General features: G+C 75.2%; 11 protein-coding genes and 1 pseudogene. 6 read left to right on the forward strand and 6 right to left on the reverse strand.

Annotated features, from left to right (window positions below; all coding sequences use genetic code 11):
* Nucleotides 1-20 precede the first annotated feature (20 nt).
* Nucleotides 21-2567: a SpoIIE family protein phosphatase gene (locus ACRYMN_RS07170; protein WP_432493455.1), complete on the forward strand. Its 2547-nt coding sequence runs from the start codon at nucleotides 21-23 to the stop codon at nucleotides 2565-2567.
* 100 nt (nucleotides 2568-2667) lie between these two features.
* On the opposite strand, the gene ACRYMN_RS07175 is transcribed toward ACRYMN_RS07170, so the two are convergent.
* Nucleotides 2668-3246, reverse strand: a complete 579-nt coding sequence (locus ACRYMN_RS07175; protein WP_432493457.1) for a TetR/AcrR family transcriptional regulator — start codon at nucleotides 3244-3246, stop codon at nucleotides 2668-2670.
* 56 nt (nucleotides 3247-3302) lie between these two features.
* Here ACRYMN_RS07175 and ACRYMN_RS07180 point away from each other — a divergent pair, with 56 nt between their 5' ends.
* The 3 genes from ACRYMN_RS07180 (at nucleotide 3303) to ACRYMN_RS07190 (ending at nucleotide 6335) form a co-directional block, all read left to right on the forward strand.
* Complete coding sequence (locus ACRYMN_RS07180) at nucleotides 3303-3992, forward strand: NAD(P)-dependent oxidoreductase (RefSeq protein ID WP_432493459.1); 690 nt, start codon at nucleotides 3303-3305, stop codon at nucleotides 3990-3992.
* Entirely contained in the window at nucleotides 3989-4996 is a 1008-nt protein-coding gene (locus ACRYMN_RS07185; protein ID WP_432493461.1) for an SDR family NAD(P)-dependent oxidoreductase, read from the forward strand. The genes ACRYMN_RS07180 and ACRYMN_RS07185 overlap by 4 nt, the downstream gene beginning before the upstream one ends.
* A gap of 262 nt (nucleotides 4997-5258) precedes the next feature.
* A complete protein-coding gene (locus ACRYMN_RS07190) occupies nucleotides 5259-6335 on the forward strand; it encodes an SDR family oxidoreductase (protein WP_432493479.1) in 1077 nt (358 codons plus the stop codon).
* A gap of 92 nt (nucleotides 6336-6427) precedes the next feature.
* Here the strand turns inward: ACRYMN_RS07190 and ACRYMN_RS07195 are convergent, their stop codons facing one another.
* From ACRYMN_RS07195 to ACRYMN_RS07205, 3 genes are all read right to left on the reverse strand, one after another.
* The gene (locus tag ACRYMN_RS07195; protein WP_432493463.1) at nucleotides 6428-7015 is read right to left on the reverse strand and encodes a hypothetical protein; all 588 of its coding nucleotides are present in this window, start codon (nucleotides 7013-7015) and stop codon (nucleotides 6428-6430) included.
* Nucleotides 7012-7275: a hypothetical protein gene (locus ACRYMN_RS07200; RefSeq protein WP_432493465.1), complete on the reverse strand. Its 264-nt coding sequence runs from the start codon at nucleotides 7273-7275 to the stop codon at nucleotides 7012-7014. Before ACRYMN_RS07200 ends, ACRYMN_RS07195 begins: the two co-directional genes overlap by 4 nt.
* Before the next feature lie 68 nt (nucleotides 7276-7343).
* Nucleotides 7344-8327: a helix-turn-helix transcriptional regulator gene (locus ACRYMN_RS07205; RefSeq protein ID WP_432493467.1), complete on the reverse strand. Its 984-nt coding sequence runs from the start codon at nucleotides 8325-8327 to the stop codon at nucleotides 7344-7346.
* A gap of 34 nt (nucleotides 8328-8361) precedes the next feature.
* Here ACRYMN_RS07205 and ACRYMN_RS07210 point away from each other — a divergent pair, with 34 nt between their 5' ends.
* The gene (locus ACRYMN_RS07210) at nucleotides 8362-9339 is read left to right on the forward strand and encodes an SDR family NAD(P)-dependent oxidoreductase (RefSeq protein ID WP_432493469.1); all 978 of its coding nucleotides are present in this window, start codon (nucleotides 8362-8364) and stop codon (nucleotides 9337-9339) included.
* A 155-nt stretch (nucleotides 9340-9494) separates the two neighbouring features.
* Here the strand turns inward: ACRYMN_RS07210 and ACRYMN_RS07215 are convergent, their stop codons facing one another.
* Entirely contained in the window at nucleotides 9495-10109 is a 615-nt protein-coding gene (locus ACRYMN_RS07215) for a TetR/AcrR family transcriptional regulator (RefSeq protein WP_432493471.1), read from the reverse strand.
* Between the two features lie 71 nt (nucleotides 10110-10180).
* On the opposite strand from ACRYMN_RS07215, the gene ACRYMN_RS07220 reads away from it, so the two are divergent.
* Nucleotides 10181-10921: an SDR family oxidoreductase gene (locus ACRYMN_RS07220; protein WP_432493473.1), complete on the forward strand. Its 741-nt coding sequence runs from the start codon at nucleotides 10181-10183 to the stop codon at nucleotides 10919-10921.
* Between the two features lie 114 nt (nucleotides 10922-11035).
* Here the strand turns inward: ACRYMN_RS07220 and ACRYMN_RS07225 are convergent.
* A pseudogene (locus ACRYMN_RS07225) lies at nucleotides 11036-11147 on the reverse strand (IS30 family transposase); the annotation flags it as partial.

The raw sequence follows: 11147 nt of genomic DNA on the forward strand, positions 1-11147 counted from the left end.
CGCGCTCGAAGGTGTGCTGGATGCAGGCGACGCCCGCGACGGGCCGGGACGCCGACCCCCCTGCCGGCGGGTCGGTCGCGCCCGTGCTGCGCGCCCCCGCGCCGCACCCGGCGCTGCAGCGCCTGGCCACCCTGGCCGCGCGCGCCCTGTCGGCCGCCTCCGGCCGCGCCGAGCTGACCCGCGACGGCGCACCCACCGGCGCGGGCGGCGCCGCCGGCCTGCAGGCCCCCGTCGAGGAGCTGCTGAGCGCCACCGCGCGCGCCGGCGAGCCGCTCGTGGTCGCCGGCGCGCGCGCCGACGCGCGCTGGGCTGACCTGCCGGCGGTCGCCTCCGGCGTGCTCGGCGCCTACCTCGGCGTGCCCATGACCGGCACCGACGGGCGCGCGGTGGGCGTGCTGGCCGTCTTCGACCCCCTGCCGCGCTGCTGGAGCCGCTCCGACGTCGAGCTGCTGCAAGACCTGGCGGCCGTGGCCGTCGGCGAGCTGCAGCTGTCGGCGCTGTCGGTGCAGCACGAGGCCGACCGGGTGCGCTGGCGCATGGGCGTGGCCGCCGGCGGCGTCGGCAGCTTCGAGCTGGACCTGCTCACCGGCCTGCTCACGTGGGACGAGCGGATGCTCGAGATGGTCGGGTACGCCGCGGCCGAGTTCGACGGCAGCGTCGAGGCCTTCGAGGCGCGCGTGCACCCCGACGACGTACCGCGCCTGCGCGAGGCGGTGGCCGCGGCGGTGGCCGGCGACGGCCTGCTGGACGTGGAGTACCGGGTGCTGCACCCCGCCGGCACCCGCTGGGTCAAGGCCCGCGGGCAGGTGGTGCGCGACGCGGCCGGCACGCCGCTGCGGCTGGTGGGCGCCTCCTACGACACCACCGTCGAGCGCGGCAGCGACGCGCGCGTGGCGCGCGTGCTGGAGACGATGCCCGCGGCGTTCTACTCCCTGGACCGCGAGTGGCGCTTCACCTACGTCAACGCCCAGGCCGAGCGGCTGCTGGGCCGCCGCCGCGAGGACCTGCTGGGCGGGGTGCTGTGGGAGCTGTTCCCCGACGCGGCGGGCACGGCCTTCGAGCGCGAGTACCGCCGCGCGGCGGCCACCGGTGAGCCGGTGACGTTCGAGGCGCACTACCCGCCGCCGCTGGACGGCTGGTACGAGCTGCGCGCCTGGCCCGACCCGGACGGGCTGTCGGTGTACTTCCTCGACGTCGGCGCCCGCCGCGCCGCCCAGCGCGAGGCCGAGGCCACCGCGCGGCGCCTGGAGCTGCTGGCCGGGGTCAGCGCCGAGCTGAGCTCCACCCTGGACGCCCGCGAGGCGGTGGCCCGCCTGGCCCGCCACGTCGTGCCCGTGCTCGGCACCTGGTGCGTCGTCACGCTCGTCGACGACACCGGGGCCCTGGGCGACGTCGGTTCCTGGCACGGCGACCCGGCGCTGCGCGGGGTCGCCGAGCAGTACCGCCGCGTGCGCCTGGAGGGGCTGCACCCGGACTCCCCGCTGCTGCGGGCGCTGCCGCAGCAGCAGGCCGTGGCCATCCCCGCCGGCGCGACGCAGCGGCTGAGCGGGGTGCTGGCCGAGCCGGCCCGCTCGCTGCTGCAGCGGCTGGCGCCGGAGTCGACGTACATGCTGCCGCTGCGCGCCCGCGGGCGGCTGCTGGGGCTGCTGACGCTGTACCGCGACGCGGCCGCCGGTCCCCTGGACGAGGCCGACCGCCGCACCGCCGAGCAGGTCGCCGACCGCGCGGGCCTGGCGCTGGACAACGCCCGGCTGTACGCGCAGCAGCAGCACGTCGCCGAGGGGCTGCAGCGCAGCCTGCTGACCGCGCCGGTCGAGCCGGACCACCTGGAGGTGCGGGTGCGCTACCGGCCGGCGGCGCGCGCGGTGCAGGTGGGCGGCGACTGGTACGACTCCTTCCTGCAGCCCGACGGCGGCACCGTCCTCGTCATCGGCGACGTCATGGGCCACGACGTGGACGCCGCCGCCGCGATGAGCCAGGTGCGCAGCCTGCTGCGCGGCATCGCCTACTCCAGCGGCGGTTCCCCGGCGGCGGTGCTGTCCACCCTGGACGCCACCATGCGCGGGCTGGCGGTGGCCACCACCGCCACGGCCGTCGTGGCGCGCCTGGAGCAGGGCCCGGCCGACGCCGAGCGCGGGGTGACGCGGCTGCGCTGGTCCAACGCCGGCCACCCGCCGCCGGTGCTGCTGCGCCCGGACGGCTCGGTGGTGGAGCTGGACGGCGAGGAGCCGGACCTGCTGCTGGGCATCGACCCGCAGGTGCCGCGCCGCGACGAGCGGGCGGAGCTGGCGCGCGGCAGCACGGTGCTGCTGTTCACCGACGGCCTCGTCGAGCGGCGCGGGCAGGACCTCGACGAGGGCCTGGCGCGCCTGCGCTCGGTCGTCGCGGAGCTGGCCGGCGCCGACCTCGACGACCTGTGCGACGGCATCCTGGACCGCCTCCTGCCGCCGGAGCCGGAGGACGACGTGGCGCTGGTGGCGGTGCACCTGCACCCCCAGGACGGCCCGCGCCCGGCGGTGGCCGGCCCGCACCGCGTGCCCGAGGACCTGCCCCTGCCCGGGCGCTGACCGGCGCGCCCGCGGCTCCCGGCCGGGGCGGCGACCGGGGCCGCCTGCCGAACCGGGGCGCTGCGACGTCGCGCGCGGGTGCGAGCGGCTCGGTGCGGGGTCACTCCCGCGGGTCGGTGCGCCAGGTGCCCGGGGCGTCGGCGAGGCGCTCCAGGGCCGCATCCGAGAGCCGGCCGGGTTCGAGGACGCTGCGGTAGAGCAGCGGGCCCAGCACGAGGGCCGCGGCGTCGGCCAGGTCGAGGGCCGGTCGCAGCTCGCCGGAGTCGACCGCGAGCTGCAGCGCCGCGCGCAGCTGGCGGGAGGCGGCCGCGGCCGAGGCGTCGCGCCGCTGCGCGCCGTGCTCGTCCCAGACGGCGCCGTGGACGAGGGTGACGGTGACGGCCACGACCTCGGGCAGCAGCAGCTCGTCGGCCAGCACGCGCAGCCGGGCCAGCAGCCAGGGGCGCACCGGCACCTGCGGATCGGCGAAGAAGGGCAGCGACGCGCCGGCCATGGTCTCGGCGAGCATCGCCTGCGCGGTGGGCCAGTGGCGGTAGACCGTGGCGCGGCCCACGCCCGCCCGCTCGGCCACGCGCTGGTGGGTGACCGCGGTGGGTCCGTGCTCGCGCAGCAGGTCCCGGGCGGCTCCCAGCATCACCTGGCGGCTGCGCCGGGCGCGCGGATCGGTCGGGGCGCTCACCCCGCCAGCGTATGAGACATCTTGACTCGTAAGTGGGCGAGCGCCATGCTCCTTCTATGAGACAAAGTGACTCAAAAGTGGGGCGCATCGTCCTCCTCGGTGCCGGTGGGCGCACGGGCCGCGCGGTGCTGGAGGTGGCCGCTCGACGCGGTCGCGCCGTCACCGCGGTCGTGCGCCGAGCCGCGGCGCCGCCGCCGCGCACCGGCGTGCGGGGGGACGTGCCGCAGGACGGGCCGGAGGACGGGCAGCGGGGCGTGCGGCACGTCGTCGTCGCCGACCCCGGCGCCCGCGGAGCGCTGGACGCCGTGATCGGGCCCCTCGACGCGGTCGTCAGCGTGCTGGGACCCACCGGGCGCGGGCCGAGCACCGCGTGCACCGACGTGGTGGGCTCGGCGCTGGCGTCGATGGCCCGCACCGGTGCGCGCCGGCTGATCGTGGTCAGCGCCCACGGCGCGGCCGAGAGCCGGGACCGCTCGCCGTACTGCCTGGCGCTGTGGGCGGTCGAGGCGCACAAGATGCGCGACAAGGAGTCGATGGAGGAGCTGGTGCGCGCCTCGGGCGTCGAGTGGACCGTCGTGCGCCCGCCCGCCCTGAAGGACGGGGCCCCCACCGGCCGCTACCGCACCGGTGAGGACCTGCGCATCACGCTGACCTCCTCGATCACCCGAGCGGACCTGGCCGACTTCCTCGTGCACGAGGCGGCCGCAGGCGCCTTCGTGCACCGCACCCCTCGGATCGCGGCGTGAACGCCGACCGCTCCGCCCCGTCGTCCCGCGCCGCCGGTGCCGCGGGGCACCGGGTGCGCGTCGACCTGCGCGGGCGCACGGCGCTGGTCACCGGCGGCACCGGCGGCATGGGCCGGGTGGTCGTCACCGAGCTGGCCCGCGCCGGAGCGCACGTGCTGACCGTCTCGCGCGATGCGAGCAGGGGCCGGCACCTGCGCGAGCAGATCGCCCGCGAGGTCGGCGCCGACCGCGTGCAGGTCCTCACCGGGGACCTGTCCGTGCGGGCGGACCTGCACGCCCTCGCCGAGCGCGTCAAGGCCGAGCACCCCGAGCTGCACCTGCTGGTCAACAACGCCGGTGCGCACTACCGCACCCGCGGCCTGAGCGCCGACGGCGTCGAACGCCACGTGGCCGTGAACCACCTCGCCGGCTTCACCTTGACGTACCTGCTGCAGGACCAGCTGCGCGCAGCCGCCGCGGCGGGCACCGGCCCGGCCCACGGCGTGGCGGCTGGCGGCGTCGGCGCCCGCGTCGTCGACGTCGTCTCCGACACCGTCAACGACACCCGCACCCTCAAGCTGGGCGGCTCGCCCCGCCCGGTGCGCCTGGATCCAGCGCAGCTGGTCGACCTGAGGCGGATCAACCCCGCCGAGGGCTTCGTCGCCTTCGAGGCCTACGCGCGCGCCAAGCTGCTCACCACCATGTGCGCGCTGGAGTTCGCCCACCGCCTGGCCGCTGACGGCGTCGCCGTGAACTGCGTGCACCCCGGCATCGTCAGCACCGGCATCGTCGACGACCTGGTGCCCACCTGGCTGCGCCCGCTGCGCCCGCTGCTGCACCGGGTCCTGCTGACGCCCGAGCAGGGCGCCGCCTCCACCCTGCGCCTGGCCACCGATCCCGAGGTGACCGGCACGGGCCTGTACTGCAGGCGCAGCACCCCGGCGCCCGCCCCGGCGGCGGTCCACGACCCGCGGCTGCGCGCCGCGGCGTGGGCCCTCAGCCGCGACTGGGCCGAGACGCCCTGACGCGCTCGGTGCCCGGGCCCGCTCGACCCGAGCCCGCTCGACTCGGCGCCACAGGCCGGTCGTCACCCGCCTCCGCGACGGCCGCGCCCGACCGCGGTGCCGGAGCGCTCTCCCGTCGCTCGGAACACCGTCGCGCCCGCGGGTGCTGACCTCGGGTGTGAGCACCCACGACGGCACCACCTCGCCCGGCACCCCCGCAGCGCCCGTCGACCTCGGCGCCTCCTGGCCGGGCGACACCGGGAGCGACCGCGCCCCGACGCCGGTGCGCACGCCGCCGGAGGGCGCGCACGCCCTGGTGGTCGGCGCCACGGGCATCACCGGCTCGGCGCTGGTGCGCCAGCTCGTGGACGCCGGGTGGCGCACGACGGGCCTCTCGCGCCGCCCGCCCGCCGACGAGCGCGCTGCGCACGCAGCGGCCGACCTGACCTCGCGGTCGTCGCTGGAGCAGGCGTTGGCCGGCCTGCGCCCGACGCACGTGTTCATCGGCGCGTGGGCCCGGCAGGACACCGAGGCCGAGAACATCCGCGTCAACGGCGGGATGGTCCGCGACCTGCTCGCCGTCCTCGGGCCGCAGGGCTCGGTGCGGCACGCCGCGCTGGTCACCGGGCTCAAGCACTACCTCGGGCCCTTCGAGGCCTACGGCCGCGGTGAGATGCCCGACACGCCCTTCCTCGAGGACTCCGCGCGCCTGCCCGTGGACAACTTCTACTACGCGCAGGAGGACGAGCTGTTCGCCGCCGCCGCTCTCCACGGCTTCTCCTGGAGCGTGCACCGCTCGCACACCGTCCTCGGCCACGCCGTGGGCAACGCGATGAACATGGCCTCGACCCTGGGCGCCTACGCCGGGGTGCAGCGCCACCTCGGTCGGCCGTTCGTCTTCCCCGGCTCGCGCGAGCAGTGGGACGGCGTGGTCGACATCACCGACGCCGACCTGCTGGCCGACCACCAGGTGTGGGCCGCGACCACCCCGGCGGCCGCGAACACCGCCTTCAACGTCGTCGACGGCGACGTCGTCCGCTGGCGGCGCCTGTGGCCGGCGCTGGCCGCGCACCTGGGTCTCGAGCCGCAGGGCCCGGGCGAGCAGCCGCAGCCGCTGGAGGTTCAGATGGCCGGGGCCCAAGATGTGTGGGCCGACCTCGTCGCCGAGCACGGCCTGACCGAGCCCGACCTGGCGCGGGTCGCGTCCTGGTGGCACACCGACGCCGACCTCGGCCGCCCGATGGAGGTCGTCGCGGACATGACCCGCAGCCGCCTGCTGGGCTACACGGGCTGGGTGAGCACCGAGCGCGCCCTCCTGCGCCGCGTCGACGCCTACCGCGCGCAGCGACTCGTCCCCTGACCCACCGCGCCACCGCCGCCGCTGGCCGCGTCCGGCGGGTCGGTGCGGTGACGTCGCTGGACCTGTTCGCAGCCGACGATCCGGGAGGGTTCTCAGGGTTCCGCCGGGAGGCCGAGGGGGCGCTTGTAGTACCCCCACGGGAACGTCGCGGTCCTGATCAACGTCCACCCCTCCTTCTCCAGCCGCCGGCGAGCGGTCGGGTTCCAGGGTTGGCGGAGGTGCTCCCACTGCTGGTCGGAAGCTTCGACGAGGTGGTAGAGGGTGCCGTAGTCGACGACGTGCCAGCCGCGACGACCCTCGCGTTCGAGCACGGCCATCTCGTCGAAGGCGGTCAGCGGGGTCAGGACGCGCCGGGGGCGACCGTCCGCCCCGACCCCGCCGTCGGCGGCCGTCTTGCCGGCCGGGGTGCCGAAACGCTGCTGGGCGGCCTGCTTGCTGACGCCCAGCAGGCTGCCGATGGTGTCCCAGCGGTGGCCGGCGGACCGGGCGCCGTCGATGGAGGCGCGCAGCAGCCGGCTCGTCTCCTCGGCGGCCGCTCTGCTGGCTGCCACGAGCTGCAGGGTGGTGGCGGGGTCGTGGCTCGGATCGCCGCTGGCCCCCGCGGCCTCCAGCACGGCCGCGGCGATGCGTTCGTGCAGGCGCGCGGTCACGGCCTCGTCGAGGTCGTCGGTGACGCTCACCGGGAGGATCCCCGGTCGGGTCCGCCGAGGGGCTCGAGACCGTCGAGGACCTCCTGGTCGCGTTGCAGGGTCTGGGTGTGTCGGCGCCGGGACCTGATGGCGAGTCCACCGAGGTAGCCACCGGCGCCGGCGACGACCAGTGCGAGAGCGGCCTGCAGGGGTCCGGGATCGGTGCTGGTGACGAGGAGGAGGACGGCCAGGGACGCCAGGCAGGGGGCGAGGACCAGCCAGGGCTTCGGTTCGGGGATGCGCGTGGTCACTCGTCAATGGTGCCTTGACGTCCCGGGGTCGTCAAGGCCGACTTGACGACGTCGATCGCGGTGGTCGTTCACCCCGCGGTGCGCAGCCGCCGGCGGTAGTGCGACGGAGCTTCGCCCACCTCGCGCTTGAAGGCGGTGCTGAAGGCGCTCTCGGAGGCGTAGCCGAGCTCGGTGGCGAGCGCGCCGATGCGCAGGTCGGGGTCGCGCAACGCCCGCTGGGCCAGGGCCATCCGCCAGCGTGAGAGGTAGGCCCCGGGTGTGGTGCCCGCGATCGTGCGGAACCGCTCGGCGAAGCTGGTGCGGGACATGCCGCTGGCGCGGGCCAGCTCGATCAGGCCCCACGCCGTGGCGGGGTCCGCGTGCATGAGCTGCAGGGCCGGTGCGAGCGGCTCGTCGGCGAGCAACCGCAGCCACCCCACGGGTGGCCGGTCCTGCTCCAGGTAGGCCCGCAGCACCTCCAGGAGGATGAGCTGGCCGTTCTGCCGGACGGCGAAGGCCGAGCCGAGCCGGGCGCTGGAGGCCTCGGTGAAGACCTGCGCGACCAGGACCGACAGGCGGGACGCCGCCGGTGTCCCGCCGCGGACGTGGACGAGACCGGGCAGTGCGGAGCCGAGCAGAGCCAGCCCAGCCGGATCGACCTGGATCCACCCACCGATGAGGACGTCGTCGCTGGAGAGGTCCGCCGCGGCCAGGTCCATCGCGTCGAAGTCGCTCGCGGGCACGAGGTCCGCCGGTGCCGCGCCGTCGGCACCGCCTCGGACCTCCAGGTGGGTGCGGTGGTTCAGGAGCACCACGTCGCCGGGAGCCAGCTCGATCGGGCCCTGCGGCCCACCGGGGCCGTCGACGCTGACGTGCGCGGACCCGGCGACCAGCGCGACGAGCTTCAGCGGCCGCGACACCGCGACCCGGGAGGACCACGGTCCCCGGACTGCGAAGCCGCCGGTCACCACGCCCCGGACGTCGATCTGCTCGAAGACGTCGGAGAGGGCATCGGTCACGGCTCCACCGGTCACCTCCGTACTCTGACGAAGGAAGGACGGACTGCCAACCATTCCGCGTCCGTGGGCGCCGGTTCATGCTGCAGGCATGACGACGCACCAGGCTCCTCTGCACACCCCGTTCACCCCGGCCTCCACCGCGCACGACGTCCTGGCGGGCGTCGACCTCAGCGGGCGCGCCGCCGTCGTCACCGGTGGGCACAGCCGGCTCGGCCGTGAAGTCACCCGCGCCCTCACCAGCGCCGGCGCGTCCGTGACCGTCGCGGCGCGCGACACCTCTCGAGCGGCCGAGGCCGTCGACGGGATGGACGACGTCCGGGTCGAGCAGCTCGACCTCACCGACCCGGCTTCCGTCGACGCCTTCGCCGCGCGCTGGACCGGGTCCGGTCGTCCCGTGCACGTCCTGGTGAACAACGCCGCGGTGCTGTTCGGTCCGCAGCTGCGTCTGGACGCGCGTGGTCACGAGCTGGCGTTCTCCACCTCCCACCTCGGTCACTTCCAGCTCACCCGGGCGCTGCTGCCGGCCCTCCGTGCTGCCGGTGGTGCGCGCGTGGTGACGGTGACGTCCGGTGCGGCCCGCTTCGGTGGGATCCGCTGGGACGACCTCGACTTCGCCACCGGCTACGACCCGGTGGCCGCCTACGCGCAGTCCAAGCGGGCGAACGTGCTGTTCACCGTCGAGCTCGACCGCCGGTACGCCACCGACGGCGTCCGGGCCTTCGCCGCCCACCCCGGGGTCGTCATCGGAGCCGGCCCGCACGCTCCAGGACGTCTGGAGTCCTACCGGGCGCAGGGTCTCGTCGACGAGCACGGCGCCACGGTCATCGACCCGCGGGCGGGCAAGAAGACCGTCGAGCAGGGCGCCGCCACGCTCGTGTTCGGTGCGGCCAGCCCGTGGCTGGACGGCATCGGCGGGGTCTACCTGAAGGACAGCGACGTCGCCGTGCTCGACGACGAAGAGCGCCCCCTGACCGCGGACGACATCCCGTCCGACGCCAACTCGGCCATGCTCGACCCCGACGACGCCCGACGGCTGTGGGACGTCAGCGAGCAGCTGCTCGCCTGACCGGCTCGGCTCGCACCCGGACATCGACACGAGCGTGCGGCCGGCGCCTGGCTGAGCCACCTCAGGACCGACCTTCTCCGAGACGGCGATCACGCCCGGACGGCGGCACGACCGTGCGTCCCGCACCGCGGCACGAGCGCGTCCAGCCGGGTCGGCTAGCTCGGGTGCGTACGCAGTCCGTCGAGCAGGATCGAGAGCAGTCGTGGGCCGCGTTCGTCGAGCTCGGCGTCGTTCAGGCGGGAGAGCCAGCTGATCAGCACGATGACGTCGCGGGCCTCCACGTCGGGGCGCAGGCTGCCCTCGGTGCGGCCGGCGGCGAGCAGCAGTTCCACCGCCTGCCCGATGGGGCCCAGGCTGTGGGCGGCGAGGTCGCGCCACGTCGCCGCCTCCACGGCGGCGAAGACGTGGTTCTTCACCCGGGCGTACGCCGCGACCCGTTCGAACCAGGCCGCCAGAGCCTCGACGGGCCCCCGGGTGGACAGCAGCTCCGTGGCGGCGGCGACGAGCTCTTCGACGTCGTGGCGGTAGACCTCGGCCAACAGGTCCTCGCGGGTGGGGAAGTGCCGGTAGAGGGTTCCTTGCCCGATGCCGCAGGCCTTGGCCACGGCGTGCAGCTTCAGCTCCCCGGGCTGGCGCACCTGCTCGCGTGCGGCGTCGAGGATCAGCTCGCGGTTGCGGCGGGCGTCTGCGCGGCGGGCGCTGCCGGCGGGGACGTCGTCCTTGACAGAAGCGGACAGTTGTCCGCTAGGGTCGTCGACATATCCGGACATATGTCCACCTTACTGCTGCGTCGCACGAGGACCACTCGCTGCACCGCTGCGGCCGTCCCCCAGGAGCGTTCATGACCATCCAGGACAAGGTCGTCGCCATCACCGGCGCCAGCAGCGGGATCGGTGAGGCCACCGCCCACCACCTCGCCGCCCGGGGGGCTGCCGTCGTCCTCGGCGCCCGCCGCACCGACCGGCTGGAGCGGGTGGTCGAGCAGATCACCGCCGCCGGGGGCCGGGCGGTCGCCACCCGCGTCGACGTCACCGAGCCGAACGACCTGCGCTCCCTCGTCGACCTCGCGCTCGAGCGCTTCGGACGTCTCGACGTCCTGGTGGGGAACGCCGGGATCAGCAGGATCGGCCCCGTCGCCGACCTGGACCTCAGCGGCTGGTCGGCCATGATCGACGTGAACGTCAAGGGTGTCCTGCACGGGATCACCGCAGCGCTGCCGGTGTTCCGCGCCCAGGGCAGCGGTCACCTCATCACGGTGGTCTCCACCTCCGGCTTGAAGATCGTCCCCACCCAGGCCGTGTACGCCGGGACGAAGAACGCGGTGCGCACGCTGCTGGAGGCTCTGCGGCAGGAGAGCACCGACGGGGTCCTGCGCACCACGTCCATCTCCCCGGGTTACGTGCGCACCGAGTTCATCGACACCGCCGTCGAGGATCCGGCGCTCCGCGCGCAGGCCGAGCAGAACATGGCCGACCTGGGCATCGACCCCGCCGCGGTGGCCCGTGCGATCGCCTTCGCCATCGATCAGCCCGAGGACGTCGAGATCGGTGACCTCACCATCCGACCGACACGACAAGGCTGACCCGACCCGCGCTCCGATCATCCGCACCTCGGCCTGAGCGGAAGATCATCAAGTCCGTCGTGACGTTGTGTGGTGACGGCTTGGCGTCTCACCACTGACGGCGGTCTCAAGGGGTCAACGCAACACCTCGTCCAGAGCTTCTGAGGGTGTCTTCCATCCCAGGGTCTGTCGAGGCCTGCCGTTGAGGAGCTCGGCGATGGCATCGAGCGCGTCTTGGTCGTAGCGG

It is taken from the genome of Kineococcus gypseus, from assembly GCF_050871305.1.
Classification (GTDB): Bacteria; Actinomycetota; Actinomycetes; order Actinomycetales; family Kineococcaceae; genus Kineococcus; species Kineococcus gypseus.

Coding starts and splice junctions, on each gene's coding strand:
- ACRYMN_RS07210 (WP_432493469.1), top strand. CDS start 8,362: ATGACGACGCACCAGGCTCCTCTGCACACCCCGTTCACCCCGGCCTCC.
- ACRYMN_RS07220 (WP_432493473.1), top strand. CDS start 10,181: ATGACCATCCAGGACAAGGTCGTCGCCATCACCGGCGCCAGCAGCGGG.
- ACRYMN_RS07205 (WP_432493467.1), bottom strand. CDS start 8,327: ATGGTTGGCAGTCCGTCCTTCCTTCGTCAGAGTACGGAGGTGACCGGT.
- ACRYMN_RS07180 (WP_432493459.1), top strand. CDS start 3,303: ATGAGACAAAGTGACTCAAAAGTGGGGCGCATCGTCCTCCTCGGTGCC.
- ACRYMN_RS07170 (WP_432493455.1), top strand. CDS start 21: ATGCAGGCGACGCCCGCGACGGGCCGGGACGCCGACCCCCCTGCCGGC.
- ACRYMN_RS07215 (WP_432493471.1), bottom strand. CDS start 10,109: ATGTCCGGATATGTCGACGACCCTAGCGGACAACTGTCCGCTTCTGTC.